The sequence below is a fragment of the Hydrogenophaga sp. genome (genome assembly GCF_051858985.1).
In the GTDB taxonomy this organism is placed as follows: Bacteria; Pseudomonadota; Gammaproteobacteria; order Burkholderiales; family Burkholderiaceae_C; genus Hydrogenophaga.
Window position 1 is genome coordinate 1 of the sequence record NZ_JBHYGM010000006.1, and the last position, 15,992, is coordinate 15,992.

The 15,992-nt window shown below is 67.8% G+C and carries 13 protein-coding genes; 10 read left to right on the forward strand and 3 right to left on the reverse strand.

Annotated elements, in window-relative coordinates:
- Positions 1–313 precede the first annotated feature (313 nt).
- Both ACTIEY_RS20475 and ACTIEY_RS20480 read left to right on the forward strand, forming a co-directional pair.
- A complete protein-coding gene (locus ACTIEY_RS20475; protein ID WP_439521003.1) occupies positions 314–2,224 on the forward strand; it encodes an ATP-binding cassette domain-containing protein in 1,911 nt (636 codons plus the stop codon).
- Between the two features lie 47 nt (positions 2,225–2,271).
- Positions 2,272–4,479, forward strand: coding sequence for an ATP-binding protein (locus tag ACTIEY_RS20480; RefSeq protein WP_439521004.1), 2,208 nt, complete (start codon positions 2,272–2,274; stop codon positions 4,477–4,479).
- A 9-nt stretch (positions 4,480–4,488) separates the two neighbouring features.
- Here ACTIEY_RS20480 and ACTIEY_RS20485 read toward each other — a convergent pair whose 3' ends face one another.
- Positions 4,489–5,937 carry a PLP-dependent aminotransferase family protein gene (locus tag ACTIEY_RS20485; protein ID WP_439521005.1) on the reverse strand — a complete coding sequence of 483 codons (1,449 nt, stop codon included), beginning with the start codon at positions 5,935–5,937 and terminating at the stop codon, positions 4,489–4,491.
- Between the two features lie 148 nt (positions 5,938–6,085).
- Between ACTIEY_RS20485 and ACTIEY_RS20490 the strand changes: the two genes are divergently transcribed.
- The 7 genes from ACTIEY_RS20490 to ACTIEY_RS20520 are packed head-to-tail and all read left to right on the forward strand — an operon-like array spanning position 6,086 to position 11,758.
- Positions 6,086–6,700, forward strand: coding sequence for a LysE family translocator (locus ACTIEY_RS20490; protein WP_439521006.1), 615 nt, complete (start codon positions 6,086–6,088; stop codon positions 6,698–6,700).
- Positions 6,697–7,599 carry a DMT family transporter gene (locus ACTIEY_RS20495; RefSeq protein WP_439521007.1) on the forward strand — a complete coding sequence of 301 codons (903 nt, stop codon included), beginning with the start codon at positions 6,697–6,699 and terminating at the stop codon, positions 7,597–7,599. Before ACTIEY_RS20490 ends, ACTIEY_RS20495 begins: the two co-directional genes overlap by 4 nt.
- Before the next feature lie 32 nt (positions 7,600–7,631).
- On the forward strand, positions 7,632–8,843 hold the full coding sequence (locus ACTIEY_RS20500) for a PLP-dependent aminotransferase family protein (protein WP_439521008.1): 1,212 nt from the start codon (positions 7,632–7,634) through the stop codon (positions 8,841–8,843).
- 2 nt (positions 8,844–8,845) lie between these two features.
- Entirely contained in the window at positions 8,846–9,460 is a 615-nt protein-coding gene (locus tag ACTIEY_RS20505; RefSeq protein ID WP_439521009.1) for a glutathione S-transferase family protein, read from the forward strand.
- A 15-nt stretch (positions 9,461–9,475) separates the two neighbouring features.
- Positions 9,476–10,327 (forward strand): PhzF family phenazine biosynthesis protein, encoded by an 852-nt coding sequence (locus ACTIEY_RS20510; RefSeq protein ID WP_439521010.1) that lies wholly within the window; start codon positions 9,476–9,478, stop codon positions 10,325–10,327.
- A gap of 5 nt (positions 10,328–10,332) precedes the next feature.
- A complete protein-coding gene (locus ACTIEY_RS20515) occupies positions 10,333–10,794 on the forward strand; it encodes a cupin domain-containing protein (RefSeq protein ID WP_439521011.1) in 462 nt (153 codons plus the stop codon).
- Complete coding sequence (locus tag ACTIEY_RS20520; protein ID WP_439521012.1) at positions 10,787–11,758, forward strand: threonine dehydratase; 972 nt, start codon at positions 10,787–10,789, stop codon at positions 11,756–11,758. Before ACTIEY_RS20515 ends, ACTIEY_RS20520 begins: the two co-directional genes overlap by 8 nt.
- Positions 11,759–11,821: 63 nt before the next feature.
- Here the strand turns inward: ACTIEY_RS20520 and ACTIEY_RS20525 are convergent, their stop codons facing one another.
- Positions 11,822–14,143 carry a hybrid sensor histidine kinase/response regulator gene (locus ACTIEY_RS20525; protein ID WP_439521013.1) on the reverse strand — a complete coding sequence of 774 codons (2,322 nt, stop codon included), beginning with the start codon at positions 14,141–14,143 and terminating at the stop codon, positions 11,822–11,824.
- A 191-nt stretch (positions 14,144–14,334) separates the two neighbouring features.
- On the opposite strand from ACTIEY_RS20525, the gene ACTIEY_RS20530 reads away from it, so the two are divergent.
- Positions 14,335–15,018, forward strand: a complete 684-nt coding sequence (locus tag ACTIEY_RS20530; protein ID WP_439521014.1) for a histidine phosphatase family protein — start codon at positions 14,335–14,337, stop codon at positions 15,016–15,018.
- Between the two features lie 92 nt (positions 15,019–15,110).
- Here ACTIEY_RS20530 and ACTIEY_RS20535 read toward each other — a convergent pair whose 3' ends face one another.
- On the reverse strand, positions 15,111–15,953 hold the full coding sequence (locus ACTIEY_RS20535; RefSeq protein ID WP_439521015.1) for a creatininase family protein: 843 nt from the start codon (positions 15,951–15,953) through the stop codon (positions 15,111–15,113).
- Positions 15,954–15,992 lie beyond the last annotated feature (39 nt).

Below are 15,992 nucleotides of genomic sequence, written 5' to 3' on the forward strand. Positions count from 1 at the left end.
ACCACGCTCACCCCGCTGCGATCAGCGAAGCCTTAGATTATGACACAGGTTTTGGCTTGTTGTCAAAAAGATCAGGGTTTTCACTCATCTTTTTTAACCGCCTTGCCGGCCACCTTCGCCACTTGAAGCTGCTCTCCTGATGGACAGCACCGCGAGCAGCGAAGCCTTGCAGTATACGACAGTTTTTGCTGCCTGGTCAAAGCTTGCTGAAAAATCTGACGGTCGCCTAGCGAGCGGTGCGTGCCGCCTCTTTGCTGCCCATGGCAGAGCACTGGGGCGGGGATAATCGCGCCTCTTTGGTCTCAGGCACAGCATGGCACTCATCACTCTCCAGGACGCTCAGCTGGCTTATGGCCACGTGGCCCTGCTCGACCACACAGATTTCGCGCTGGAGCAGCAGGAGCGCGTCGGCCTCATCGGGCGCAATGGCACGGGTAAATCGTCGCTGCTTCGCATTCTGGCCTCACTGGAGAAGCCCGACGATGGCTCCTTGCAGATACAGACGGGACTGCGGGTCGCCTATGTGGCCCAGGAGCCCTTGCTGGACATCGATTCCACGGTGTTCGAGGCCGCGAGCGTGGGTCTGGCCGATGCGCGGGCGGCTCGAGACCTGTACCTGAGCGGTGCCGATGGCCTGGATCTGGACGCTCTGCAGAACCGCATCGAAGCGCTGGACGCTTGGAACTGGGAGCAGCGCGTCGAAGAGACGTTGCACCGTCTGCACCTGGAGGGCGACGTGCGGGTCGGCGACCTGTCAGGCGGGAACAGGAAGCGGGTGGCGCTTGCTCAGGCACTGGTGAGTCGGCCGGATGTTCTTCTGCTGGACGAGCCCACCAACCACCTGGACCTGGACAGCATCACGTGGCTGGAGGACCTGCTGCTGGAATACAAGGGCAGTGTGGTCACCATCAGCCACGACCGCGCCTTCCTGGATCGGGTTGCCACGCGCATGGTCGAGCTTGATCGAGGCCGGCTGCTGAGCTACCCGGGCAACTTTGCGCGCTACCAGGTGCTCAAGGAAGAGCAGGCGGCCCAGGAAGCGGTGATCAGCGCACGCGCCGACAAGTTGCTGGCGCAGGAAGAGGTCTGGATTCGCAAGGGCGTGGAGGCGCGCCGCACGCGCGCACAGGGTCGCATCACACGCCTGGAGCGCCTGCGGGAACAACGTGCGCAGCGGCGGGATGCGCTGGGCAGTGTGAAGCTGGAAGTGGCCAGCGGCAACGCCAGCGGCAAGATCGTGGCAGAGCTGGAGCGCGTGAACCAGTCGTTTCCCACCACAGGCGGCGCCCGGCGTACCGTGGTGCGGGATTTCTCAGCCACCATCCTGCGTGGCGACAAGATCGGCCTGATCGGCCCCAATGGCGCGGGCAAGACCACGCTGCTGAAGATCATCCTGGGCGAACTGGTGCCCGAGAGTGGCACGGTGAAGCAGGGCAGCAAGCTCAGCGTGGCGTATTTCGACCAGATGCGCGAACAGCTGGACCTGGACGCCACGCTGGAAGATTTCATCAGCCCGGGCAGCGAGTGGATCGAGATCGGCGCCAAGCGCACCCACGTGAAAAGTTACCTGGCCGATTTCCTGTTTTCCCCGGCCCGCGCCAACGCCCCGGTGCGCACGCTCTCGGGGGGCGAGCGCAACCGGCTGCTGCTGGCAAGGTTGTTCGCACGGCCGGCCAACGTGCTGGTGCTCGACGAGCCGACCAACGATCTGGACATCGACACGCTGGAGCTGCTGGAAGACCTGCTGCAGCAATACGAGGGCACGGTGTTTCTGGTCAGCCACGACCGCCGTTTCCTGGACAACGTGGTGACCAGCACCCTGGTTTTCGAAGGCGACGGCCGCTGGCGCGAGTACGTGGGCGACGTCCAGGACTGGCTGACGCAGTCGGCGCGTGCCGCCCAGCTGCAGGCCGATCGCGATGCGGCGGCCACCGCTGCTGTCCCGAAGACCCCTGGGGCGGCGCCTGAGCCGGTCCGGCAACCCGCCGCGCCCACCGCACCCAGGAAGAAACTCAGTTACAAGGAGCAGCGGGAGTTCGACGCGCTTCCCGGGCGAATTGCCGCTTTGGAAGCCGAGCAGGCAGTGATTGACAAAGACCTGGATGGCGATCAACTTTTTCACAAGGACCCCGCCCGGGCGGCTCAACTTGGCCAGCGCCATGCCGAAATCGAAGAAGAGTGGCTTCAGGCCCTGGAGCGACTGGAGGCTCTTGGCGGCGTCTGAGGCCCGGCATGGGCACAACGCCCTTGCTACACCCCACAATACTGCCCATGACGCCCGATCGTCTCGCCTTCGACCTGCAACGCACGCTGAACGAGCTTCAGCAGGAGCGCGAGCGCACGCAGAAGCTGCTGGGCGAGCTGGAGTTCCAGACCCGCGAGCTCGATCACCTGCGCAATTCGGTGCACCGCGAAGCCAACAGCCGACTGCTGGCCGAGGAAGCACTGGACGAAACCCGTGATCGCCTGCAGCTGGCGGTGGACGCCGCCGGCCTGGCCCTGTGGGACTGGCAGCTGCCCGCCACCCAGGTGTTCCTGACGGCCCGCTGGGGCGAGTTGCTGGGCGACATTGCCGCCGATGGGTATTGGGAAGTGGCCGACCTCCGCTCGCGCCTGCACCCGGAAGATCTGGAAGCCTTGCGCGCGCAGTGGATGGCCTTGCTCGAAGGGCGCGCACAGCGTGCGTCGGTCCAGCACCGGGTGCGCACCGCCAGTGGCTGGCTCTGGGTGGAAACCCACGGCATGGTGGCCGAACACGACAACAAGGGCAAGCCCTTGCGGTTGATGGGCACGCTGTCGGACATTGGTGAGCGCAAACGCATCGAGCAGGACAGTGAACGCGCGCGCGAACTGGCCGAGCAGGCCAGCCGGGCCAAGAGTGAGTTCCTTGCCAACATCAGCCACGAAGTCCGCACACCGCTGAATGCCCTCATGGGCCTGACGCGCATGCTGATGGACTCGCCGCTGAATGCCGAACAGGCCGGCTGGCTCACGCTGATGGACAGTTCGGCGCATTCGTTGCTCCAGCTTCTCAACGACATCCTCGACCTCTCACGCATCGAGGCTGGCAAGCTGGAAATCGAGCACGCCCGTTTTGACCTTCACCAGACCCTCGAACAGGGCTGTGCGCCCTACGCGGAACAGGCTCGCGCCAAGCCGATGGACTTTCGCATGGAGCTGTCCTCGGCGCTGCCGCAATGGGTGCTGGGCGACACCGGCCGCCTGCGCCAGGTGCTGGGCAACCTGCTCTCCAACGCCATCAAGTTCACGCCCAAGGGTGGCCTCATCGAAGTTCATGCCCGGGTACTGGAAGCCACCGGCGACGATGCACCGCGTTGGGAACTGATGGTTCGCGACACCGGCGTTGGCATCGCAAGAAAACACCAGGACAACATCTTCAACGCCTTCACCCAGGCAGATGCGTCCACCGCGCGCCGGTACGGCGGCAGCGGCCTGGGCCTGGCCATCTGCTCCAGGCTTGCAGGCCTCATGGGCGGCGACATCGTGCTCAAGAGCGAACTGGGCCAGGGGAGCACCTTCACGCTCACCCTGCCCCTGCAGGAGGCGCCCGCACTGGAACGCAGCCCCCTGAGCGCCTCGGCCGAACTGTTGGGCATGGCGCAGGCGGGTCCGCGCTATGTCGGCTTGGTCGTGTTGCTCGCTGAAGACCACCCCGTCAACGAGCTGATGATGCGGCAGCTGCTGTTGCGCATGGGCTGCACCGTGCGCGTGGCCCGGGGTGGCGTGCAGGCCGTGGCGCAGTGGGAACAGGGCGGCATCGACCTGATCCTCATGGACGTGCAGATGCCGGGCATGAGCGGCATGCAGGCCACCCAGGAGATTCGCGAGATCGAGGCCCGTCGGAGGCTGCCGCGCACGCCCATCGTCGCCGTGACCGCCAATGCCATGGCGGGCGACCGCGACGCCTGCCTGGCTTGCGGCATGGACGGATACACCGCCAAGCCGGTGAGCCCGCAGGCCCTGATCCAGGAAATGGACCGCGTGCTTCAGATGGAGGAAGACGCACCCGAGACCACTCCGGTGCCGCTGGAGCCAACGCCTGCGGCAGTGCCCGAGCCGGTGGAGCCGGCGGCGCGAGGCGCGAGCCACCTGGAAGCGCTGGATGTGGAGAAGCTGCTTCGTCGCCTGGACGGTGATGAAGACACACTGCGGCAGCTGGCGCAGGTCATGCGCTCGGATCTGGCCTCCCGACAGATCGAGCTGCAAAGAGCGCTGGAAGCGCGCGACACCAACGCGGCCGTGGCACACGCGCACGGACTCAAGGGATCGCTGGGCAGCATGACGGCTGAGCGCGGTGCGCGGCTGGCCAAGGGCCTGGAACTGGCGGCACGTTCGGGCGACTGGCACCTGTTTGCCCGCGCCTTGCCACTGCTGCAGATCGAGGCGCGCCAGATCGATCTGGCGCTGGCCGAGCTCCTGCGCCCCGAGAACCGCGACCTGTTCGACACACGGCTCTGAGACCTGCGCTCAGGCGCTCGCCTTCAGCCGCGTGAACACGCGCCAGAACGCCGCGTCCTGCGTGGTGGCGAAATTGATGCGCATCAGGGTGCTGGGCGCGCGCGCCGCGTGGAACAAGGCCCCCGGCGCGATCAGGTAACCCTCGTCCAGCATGCGCTGCGCCAGCGCGTCGGTGTCCACCCCGGTGTCGACCCAACCAAACAGGCCCACCGGCTCGGCCGCGAACCGGCAGCCCGCGGCCAGCGCCAGCTTGACGCTGCGCGCCCGGGCGGCGTCAAGCCGGGTCCGGATGCGCTCGGCGTGCCGTCGCAACTGCCCCTGCTCGATGCACAGGGCCAGCGCTTTTTCCAGCAGCGCCGGCGTGGTCAGCGTGGTGAGCAGCTTGGTATCGAGCAGGGGCTCCAGCAGATGGGGCGGTGCGGCCAGGTAGCCGATGCGCCAGTTCGGCGCCAGGATCTTGGCGAAGCCGCTCACGTAGATGGTGCGCTGCAGGCCATCGAGTGCGGTCAGGCGCGTGGCGTGTTCGGGCGCGATGTGGCTGTAGGTGTCGTCCTCGACGATGTGGAAGTTGTGCTGGTTGGCCAGCTGCAGGAGGCGATGGGCACTGCCGGGCGACAGGCAATGGCCCGTGGGGTTGTGGAACACGCTCACGCTCACGTACAGCTTGGGCTGGTGCACTTCGCAGTAGCGCGCCATCACCTCCAGGTCCGGACCGTCCGGACCTCGCGGCACCGGGAGGATTCGCATGCCCAGCGCGGCCAGCCGGGCGAACTCCACCGCCCAGCCCGGTTCTTCCACCATCACCGGATCGCCGGCCCGCAGCAGCGTGCGGCTGACGATGTCCAGCGCATGGGTGGCGCCGACGGTGGTGATGATGTGATCGGCGCTGGTCTGGATGTTGAGCGTGGACAGCTTTTGCGCCAGCAGGCGGCGCAGGCCGGCGTCGCCCAGCGGTTCTCCGTACTGAAGGGAAAACTCCTGCAGCGCGCGCGTGCCGGTGACCTTACGCACCGCCGCCGGCATGAAGGTGGATTCCAGCCATTCGGGAGGAAACACACCCATGCCCGGCTGCGGTTTGTGGCTGACCTTGTGAAACATGCCGCGGATCAGCGCCGTGGCGTTCACCGGGAGGGAACTGCTGCGCGCCGCCACGCTTTGCGCAGCGCCCGCGCTCAGCGCAGTGGGCGGGCGCGATCCTTCGGCCGGCAAGCCATGGGCACGTGCCGGCGGCGTGTCCCGCACGAAGAAACCCCGGTTCTTGCGCGCCTCCACCAGCCCTTGGGCCAGCAACTGGTCGTAGGCCGCCACCACGGTGGATGGGCTCACACCGTGCTGCTGCGCGCACTGGCGCACCGAGGGCAACCGCGCGCCCGGTGCCAGCAGGCGGTTGCGCACGCGCTCGGCAAAACGCGCTGCCAACTGGTCGGTCAGGGATTGTGCGGAGGTCTTCATCAACATGCTGAGGCACCCTTGGGGCTGGTCCTGTACTGACACGTCGACCAATACAGCACCTCAACTGCGTTGCTGAACTGTATTGGTCGTGTACTGGCTCCAAAGATTACATTGAATTCCGCCTGCCCACAACCACCCGCCATCCACGATGCCCATGAGCGCGACCGAGCTCACCGCCCTGCTGCTGTTCTGCACCGCCATGAGCTTCTCGCCGGGGCCGAACACCACGCTGTCGACCGCGCTGGCGGCCAACCTGGGTCTGCGCGGCGCGCTGAAGTTCTGCCTGGCCGTGCCCACCGGCTGGACGCTGCTCATGCTCGCCTGCGGGCTGGGCGTGGGCGCGCTCGTGCAGGGCATTCCAGCGTTGCGCTGGGGCGTGAAGCTGCTCGGCGTGGCCTACATGCTGTGGCTGGCCTGGAAGCTCGCCGGTGCCGCGCGCATGACGGAGGTGGACGCCTCGCGCCTCGACGTCACGTTCCTGCAGGGCGTCGGCCTGCAGTTCCTCAACATCAAGGCCTGGATGCTGGGACTCGCGCTCACCGCCGGCTGGGTGGTCAACGCGGCGGGCCAGCCCGCGCCCAACCCGGGCGAACGCCTGGCACTCATCTGCGTGGTGATGGTGTTCTTCGCTTTCACCAGCAACTTTGCCTACGCGGTGATGGGCTCGATGCTGCGCCGGTGGCTGGCCCAGGGTCGGCGCCTGCTGTGGTTCAACCGCATCCTGGCCGTCGTTCTGGTGGTCACTGCGTTGTGGATGCTCACGGTATGAGCCCTGAGACCAACAAAGGCCTGATGCTCGGGCTGGTGGGCGTGACCATCTTCGCCCTCACGCTGCCCATGACCCGGCTGGCCGTGGGCACGGTGGATGCGCCGCAGATGTCCGGCGTGTTCATCGCGCTCGGCCGCGCCGTGGTGGCCGCCGTGCTGTCGATCTTTTTCCTCCTGGCCACGCGAGCGCCCTGGCCGGCGCGCGAGCAGTTGGCACCGTTGCTGTTCACTGCGGCCGGCGTGGTGTTCGGCTTCCCCTTGTTCACTTCGGTGGCCATGCGCTACGTGGAAGCGGTGCATGCCGCGGTCATCGTGGGCGTGCTGCCCCTGGCCACTGCCGCCGTGGGCGCGCTGCTGCACCGGCAGCGCCCTTCCCTGGGTTTCTGGGGGTGTGCCGCAATCGGCAGTGCGCTGGTGGTGGGTTTTGCGGTGCTGCGATCGGGTCAGAGCGGCCTCTCGCTTCACCCGGCCGACGCCCTGCTGCTGGCGGCCATGGCCTGCGCTGCGGTGGGCTACGGCTACGGCGCGCGCCTGTCGCAAGGCATGCGCGCCGAACACGTGATCTGCTGGGCGCTGGTCATCTCCTTGCCGCTCACGCTGCCTGTGACCCTTTTCACCTGGCCCACGCACGAACTGCAGGCCTCCGCGTGGTGGGGGTTTGCCTACACCGCCGTGTTCTCCATGTGGCTGGGGTTCTTTGCGTGGTACCGCGGCCTGGCGCTGGGCGGCACGGTGCGGGTGAGCCAGGTGCAACTGGTGCAGCCCTTTCTGGGCATGTTGTTCGCGGTGCTGCTGCTGGGCGAGCGACTGGATCTCGTGACGCTTGGATTTGCGTTGGCGGTGATTGCCACCGTGTTCGTGGGCAAGCGCATGCCGGTGCGGGCCAGCGTGCCAGACTGACGATTTTTCTGACTCGAAGAACGGAGAAGACCATGAAACCCAACGACCTCAAGAACCCGACGGGCTGGACGCTCGCACGGCGTGCCGAGCGCATGAATCCCTCGGTGATCCGCGAGATCCTGAAAGTGACGGAACGGCCCGGCATCATCAGCTTCGCCGGGGGCCTGCCCTCGCCCGCTACCTTCCCGGTGGACGCCATGCGCGAGGCCTGCGAACGCGTGCTGCGCGACGATGGGCGCGCCGCCCTGCAGTACGCAGCCAGCGAAGGCTATGGCCCGCTGCGCGAGTGGGTGGCGGCCAGCCTGCCTTGGGCTGTGGACCCTGCGCAAGTGCTCATCACCACCGGCTCGCAGCAGGGCCTGGACCTGATCGCCAAGGTGCTGATCGACGAAGGCAGCCGGGTGCTGGTGGAGACGCCCACCTACCTGGGCGCGCTGCAGGCTTTCACCCCCATGGAACCGGTGATCGAAGGCGTGGCCAGCGACGCCGAAGGGGTCGACGTGGCGTCGCTGGAAAGCCAGATCGGCACCGATCCGGCCCGCGCGCCGCGCTTTCTGTATGTGCTGCCCAACTTCCAGAACCCCACCGGCCGCAGCATGGGCCTGCAACGGCGCCAGGCGCTGGTGAGCGCGGCGGCGCGCGCCGGCCTGCCGCTGCTGGAAGACAACCCGTATGGCGATCTCTGGTTCGACAACCCGCCCCCCACGCCACTGACCGCGCTCAACCCCGAAGGCAGCATCTACCTGGGCTCGTTCTCCAAGATCCTGGCGCCGGGCTTGCGCCTGGGCTTCATGGTGGCACCCACCGCCGTCTACCCCAAGCTCCTGCAGGCCAAGCAGGCGGCCGACCTGCACAGCCCCAGCTTCAACCAGCGCATGGTGGCGGAGGTTCTCAAGGACGGTTTCCTGGAGCGCCACGTGCCCACCATCCGCGCGCTCTACAAGAGCCAGTGCGAGGTGATGCTTGAATGCCTGGAGCGCGACATGGCCGGTCTGGACGTGCGCTGGAACAAGCCCGATGGCGGCATGTTCCTCTGGGTGCGCCTGCCACAGGGCATGAACGCTGTCGAGCTGCTGCCCAAGGCGGTGGACCAGGGCGTGGCCTTCGTTCCCGGTGCGGCGTTCTACGCCGACCATGCCGATGCGCGCACCTTGCGCCTGAGCTTCGTCACCGCCACGGCCGAGCAGATCCGCACCGGCATCGCAGCGCTGGCCCGCACCATCCGCGAACAACAGCCGGGCTGAACATGCTGCACCTGTGGGGACGACTGAGCTCGATCAATGTGCGCAAGGTCGTGCTCTGCGCCCAGGTGCTCGGCCTTGACCTGCCGCGCAGCGACGCCGGCATGGCGTTCGGCGTGGTCAACACGCCCGACTACCTCGCACGCAACCCCAATGGCCTGGTGCCGCTGCTGCAGGACGGCGATTTCACACTCTGGGAGTCCAACGCCATCGTGCGCTACCTTTGTGCAAGGGAGGACCGGCTGTACCCCTCGGACCTGAAGGCGCGCTTCAACGCCGAGCGCTGGATGGACTGGCAACAGACCACGTTGAACCGCGCGAGCGGGCCCGCCTTCGTCCAGTGGATCCGCACCCCTGTCGAGCGGCGCGATGCCCAGGCCATTGCGCAATCGGTCGCCGCCACGGAGCCGCTCTTCTCGCGGCTCGACGCGCACCTCGCGCACCAGCCTTTCATGGCGGGCGAAGCGCTCAGCATGGCCGACATCCCGATCGCCTGCGAGGTGCACCGCTGGTGGGGCCTGCCGCAACCGCGCCCGGCCTGGCCGCACCTCGAACGCTGGTACGCGCACTGGCTCGCACTGCCTGCCAGTCGCGGTGTGCTCGACCTTCCCCTGTCCTGAGCGGAGACCCTCCCCATGCGCCAACGCCCCTTCAAGCAAGTCGACGTGTTCACCGACACCCCCTACTTCGGCAACCCGCTCGGCGTGGTGCTCGATGGTGATGACCTGAGCACCGAAGCCATGCAGCGTTTCACGGACTGGACCAACCTGTCTGAGTGCACCTTCCTGCTCCCGCCCACCGATGAAGGACGCGCCGGCGGCGCCGACTACCGGGTGCGCATCTTCTGCCCGGGCCGCGAACTGCCCTTCGCCGGGCATCCCACGCTGGGCAGCTGCCACGCCTGGCTGGAGGCCGGCGGCCAGCCACGCGCCGACCACGTGGTGCAGGAATGCGGCGTGGGTCTGGTTCGCATCCGGCGCGACGGCACCCGGCTGGCCTTTGCGGCGCCGCCCTTGCGCCGCAGCGGGCCGCTCGACGAGGCCGACGTGGTGCTGATCGCGCATGGGCTGGGCCTCGCGCGCGGCGACGTGCTGGCCCACGCGTGGTGCGAGAACGGCCCTCCCTGGCGCGCGGTGATGCTGCGATCGGCCGAACAGGTGCTGGCGGCGCGGGCCGATGCCGCCGTGCTGGGCCACATGGAAATCGGCCTGGTGGCGCCGCAGGCGTCGGGCGCGGACACCGCGTTCGAGGTGCGCGCCTTTTTTCGCAGCCACCAGGGGCTGGCGGAAGACCCCGTCACGGGCAGCCTCAACGCCGCACTGGCGCAGTGGCTGATCGGCACCGGCCTGGCACCGGACCGCTATGTGGCGGCGCAGGGCACGGCCATGGGGCGCGCCGGGCGGGTGCATATCGAACGCGAAGGCAGCGAGACCATCTGGGTCGGCGGCGGCTCGGTCACCTGCATCGACGGGCGGGTGGCGCTGTGAAGCCGGTGTCGCTCCGGGCGAACGACGCGCCCCCACGCACCCGGCCTTCCAACTACCCCGAACCCTTCGCCTCGCGCATGGCGGGGCGGGAGAAGCGGCCACTGGGTGACCTGTTCGGCCTCACGAATTTCGGCGTCAACCTCACCACGCTGGAACCGGGTGCCGTGTCCTCGCTGCGGCACTCGCATTCGCTGCAGGACGAGTTCATCTACATACTGCAAGGCCACCCCACCCTGCACACGGACGAGGGCCGGCGCGCCCTCGCGCCCGGCGACTGTGCGGGCTTCAAGGCCGGCAGCGGCAATGGTCACCGCCTGGTGAACGAGGGCACCGAGTCGGTTGTGTACCTGGAGGTGGGCGACCGCACGCGGGACGACACCGTGCTCTACCCGGACGACGACATCGAGGCCGAGCGCGACGGCCACCGCTGGCGTTTCCGCCACAAGGACGGACGGCCCTATGAATGAGCACCTGCCCACGCTGGCCGACATCGAGGCGGCTGCCCAGGTGGTCTACCGCGAGTTTGCGCCGACCCCGCAATACCGATGGGCCACGCTGAGCCAACGCCTGGGCACCGACTGCTGGGTCAAGCACGAGAACCACACGCCGGTGGGCGCGTTCAAGATCCGCGGAGGGCTCACCTATTTCGACCAGATGCGCCGGCGGGGCACCATGCCGAAGGAGGTCATGAGCGCCACGCGCGGCAACCACGGCCAGAGCATCGCCTGGGCGGCCCGCGCGCACGGCGTGGGCTGCACCATCGTCGTACCGCGCGGCAACTCGGTCGAGAAGAACGCGGCCATGCGCGCACTCGGCGCCACGCTGATCGAACACGGTGACGACTTCCAGGCCAGCCGCGAACACGCCATCGGGCTGGCCGCCGAGCGCGGCGCGCACATGGTGCCCAGTTTCCACGCCGACCTGCTGCGCGGCGTGAGCACGTACTGGTGGGAATTCCTGCGCGCGGTGCCCGCGCTGGACGTGGTCTACGTCCCCATCGGGCAGGGCTCGGGTGCGTGTTCTGCCATTGCGGCCAAGCTGGCGCTGGGCCACCCCGTGCGCGTGGTGGGTGTGGTGAGTGCCCACGCCACCACCTACGCCGATTCGCTGGCCGCGGGCCGTGTGGTGGCGTCAGCGGTGAGCACCGTGCTGGCCGACGGCATGGCCTGCCGAATCGCCGACGAGTCCGCGCTGCAGGTGCTCGCACCGCATCTGGACCGCATCGTGCAGGTGAGCGACTACGAGGTGGCCCAGGCCATGCGCATGCTGTTCGCCGACACGCACAACGTGGCCGAAGGCGCGGGTGCCGCCAGTTTTGCGGCCGCCTGGCGTGAACGCGCCTCGCTCCGGGGTCAGGTGGTGGGCACCACGCTGTGTGGCGGCAATGTAGACAGTGACGTGCTGGCTGCGGTGCTCAGTCCGTCCGCGTAACGTCGGGCCAACCCCTGGGGGGCAGCGACCCGCGCAGCGGCGGAGCGTGGGGGAACATCGCCGTCAGCGCTGCACCAGTCTTGCGACGATCTCGCAGAAAGCCTCGACCGCATCCGTCTTGAACACCACCTCGCGCACACCGGCCGCCCGCGCTTCAGCCTGCAGTTCGTCGGTGATGTAGCCCGAAGCCACGGCCACCGGCAGAGAAGGGTTGAGGGCGAGCACCGCGCGGGCCACGTCCAGGCCGGACATGCCGGGCATGTTGAAGTCGGTGAGCAGCAGTTGGAAGCCTTGCGGATCGGCCCGGACCGCCTCGATGGCCAGGCGCTGTTCGGTGAACGCGGTCACGCGGTAGCCGCGGCGCTCCAGCAGGCGACGCACGAGGAACACCAGGGTGTCGTCGTCGTCCAGGTACAAAATGTGCGGTGCCGGGTCCGGCGATGCGTCGGCCATGGAAGGGTTCTCCGTTGCAGCGGGGTCGCCCCGCTCGGGCGGGTTTCCAGCCATTGTGACGGCATCGGCCGCCTTTGTGGCTTCGGCCACTGCACACTTGTGCAGGCTGTCTTCGGTGGCGCCCGGAAAGTACAGGGTGAACGATGTGCCGCGCCCCGACTGGCTCTGCACCTCGATCGCGCCGCCGTGCATCTGAACGATGCCCAGCACCACCGGCAGGCCCAGGCCCGTGCCCTTGCCCACCGCCTTGGTGGTGAAGAAGGGCTCGAAGATGCGCGCCGTGACCGTCTCGCTCATGCCGCAGCCCGTGTCGCTCACGCGCACTCGCACCGCGTCCACACCGCTTTCCTCGCAAGTCCTCGCCACGTCGGCTGGCAGCCGGGCATCTCCGCGCGCAAGGCGATCGACCTGGAACTCCACTCGACCCGGCTGGCCTTGCAACGCGTGCACGGCGTTGGTGCCGAGGTTGATCAGCACCTGACCCAGCTGCGTGGAATCACCCAGAAGCAGCGGTGTGTCGCGGTGGCACTCGTGCAGCAGTTGCACCTGCGAGGGCATGGCTGCCCGCAGCAGCGCGCAGGATTCGTCGACGATGTCGCCCATCTGGATCCGGGTGCGCTCGGCCGGCTGCTGTCGGCTGAAGGCCAGGATCTGCCGCACCAGCTCGCGCCCGCGGCGCGCCGCCGTGCTGATCTCGTGCAGGCTCTCGCGGGCCGGGGCTTCGGGTGTGAGGTCCTGCCGCGCCAGGTCGGCGTTGCCCAGGATGGCGGCCAGGATGTTGTTGAAATCGTGCGCCACGCCACCGGCCAGGGTGCCCAGCGCTTCCATCTTCTGCGATTGGGCAAGCTGGTTCTGCAGGCGCTTCTGCTGCGACTGCACTTCACGCAGCGAGGTGATGTCGATGAAGGTCAGCACCACGTGACGCAGGGCGCCCTGCGATGTGGTCTCCGGATAGGCGTTGCAAAGGGCCCAGCGCACTTCCTCGGCCGAGGCCACCGGCACACCGATGATCACGCTGCGCACCGGCTGGCCGGTGGCCAGCACGCGTTCGAAGGGCATTTCGTGTCGGCGCATGGCCTGCCCGTCTTCACGCAGCATGTTCCAGTTGGCCACCGTGGGTTCGGGCAATGCGGCGTTGGCACCGCCCTCGCTCCAGCCCAGGAAGCAACGAGCCGCGCTGTTGATGGTGACCAGCGTGTGGTCGGGCCGGAACACCATCACGCCGGCGCTGAGGTTGTCGATCAGGGCCCGCGATTCGGCTTCGCGGGCCTGCAGCCCCTGACGTGCGCGGTCGCCATCCTGCCGCAGACGGTGAGAGAGCAGCGCTCCGTACAGCACCACGCGCAGCAGGCGCGCGAGGATGAAGAAGAACAGCGTGATCGGTGCAGCGGTCTCCAGCGAGATGCCACCCAGCGGCACCGCCACCGCGAATGTCAGCAACACCGCCACCTCGGCGACGCTGAGCAGCTTGAGCGCCTGCAGCTCCGGCACGCGACGCTCCGGATCGGCCCGGTTCATGTCGCGCAGCGCGAGCAGGATGACCGACACCGCGCTGGTGACGAAGATCAGCTGGCGCACGGCGGGCAGGTCCCACAGCACGAGGAACGCCATCTGGGCGGCCAGCAGGCCCAGCGCGGCCACGGCGACGCGCAGACGGGGGTGGGACAGGCCCAGGTAGCTGCGCAAGCCCATCCAGGCGAACAGCGGGCCGATGGACAGCGCGGCGTTGGCGACGCTCACCGTGAACAGCTCGGGCGCGAAGCCGCGCAGCGACATGCCGATCGACCCCACGATGGCCACGAGCGCCGACACCGACCACCATCCCGGACCGCCGATGGTGGGGTAGCGCAGCATCTGGCCCCAGAAGGCCAGCGCAATGAGCACGTCGATGCCGACCCGAAGGGCCAGCAGGGTCGGCATGTCAAACAACATGGGAAACAGGATCAGACATCTGGGGTCATTGGAGCACGCGAGTTCGAGCGGGAAGCCCCGAATAAGCCCCAAAATCGACCGCAAGTCCGCGCACCCGGCGCCGCTGGGGCAGACACCTCTGTGACTCGCGCGCGCCCCACAGTCGCTGCGGGGACAAATTGCACCCATCGCGCTGCCACAGAATCCCCGCCATGGGAACGCTCTACCTTGTGCGCCACGGCCAGGCTTCGTTTGGCGCCGACGACTACGACCAGCTCAGCGAGCTGGGTCACCGGCAGAGCGTGCAGCTCGGCCGGCACTGGGCCGAGCGCGGGCTCAAGTTCGACGCCGTCATCACCGGCACGCTGCGTCGCCACACGCAGACATGGGCGGGCATCGCAGAAGGTTCAGGCCAGCCACTGCAGCCGCTCGCCTGGCCGGGCCTCAACGAATACGACAGCGAGGCGGTGATCCGTGCCATCCATCCGCATCCGCTGGAGCGGGCACGTTCGGCCGAAGAGGCGCCGGAGCTCTACCGGCACCATTTCAGGCTGCTTCGCGATGGCCTTGCGCAATGGATGGCCGGCACGGTGAGCCCACGCGGCATGCCGAGCTACACCGAGTTCGTGAGCGGCATCACCGGTGCGCTGGATCATGTGCGCGCGAACCACCATGGCCAGAACGTGCTGCTGGTATCCAGCGGCGGGCCGATCTCCACCGCCGTGGGACGCGTGCTGGGGTTGAGCCCGGAAGCCACGATCGAGCTGAACCTGCGCATCCGCAACAGCGCGGTGACGGAGTTCCAGTTCAACCCCAAGCGGCACACGCTGCTGAGTTACAACACGCTGCCCCACCTCAACAGCAAGGAATTCGACGGCTGGATTACCTACGCTTGAAAAAAGCGCCCCCACGCTCCACCGCTTCGCGGGTCGCTGCCCCCCAACGGGGCTGATCCGGCTTGGGGCGGCCCGGCGCCGGCTCGTTTGCGTCAGCCCGCGGCTTTGTAGGCGGTGCGGTCGCTGAGGATGTCTGCAGGCAACTGGTCGATCTCGGACAGCATGCGCGCCAGTGAGCGGCCCGCGGCTTCCACCACGGCGCGGCCCTTGTCGGCCGATGCGGCGCGCGCATTGCCCACGGCGCCGTTGGCGTTGTAGTCCTGCATCTGCCAACCAAGCTTGGCGGTCTTGCCGTTGCCCAGGATGGGGAAGTTCGGCGCGCGCTCCTGCGAACTGGAGCGGAAATACTCCGCCTGCGCCATGCGCACCTGCTCGGGACGCAAGGCCAGCATGAGCGAGGTCTCGATTTCACCTGCGTGGATGCCGAAGCGGTGTTCCTCGCTGCTGAACAGGTTGCTCAGGTCCTGGCCCTGGGCATCGATCAGGGGCAGGTTGAACCAGCTCAGGCTGTAGACCAGCAGCCCCATGCGCGCGCGCAGGTCGCGCGCCACCAGATCGAGCGCACCCACCTGGCCACCGTGCGCGTTGAACAGCACCAGCTTCTTCACGCCGCTGGCGGCCACGCACTCGCCGAGCTCGGTCCAGATGCGCATGAGCGTGTCGGCCTTGAGTGTGAGCGTGCCGGGAAAACGCGTGTGTTCTGGGCTGAAACCCACGCCCTGCGTGGGCAGGAACAGCACGGGCAAGGGTGCGGGAATGTGCGGCAGCGACGCCTGCACGACGCCGTTGACGATGTCGGTGTCCACCGAAAGCGGCAGGTGAGGCCCGTGCTGTTCGGTGGCCGCCACCGGCAGCACGGCGATGGCCCGCGCCGTGTCCAGCGAGGCGAAATCGGCGGTGGTGAGATCGGACCAGAAGCGGGAGACGGTGGGCATGTGCGCATCTTAGAGCCAGTTCCGGATCCCGCCCGTAAG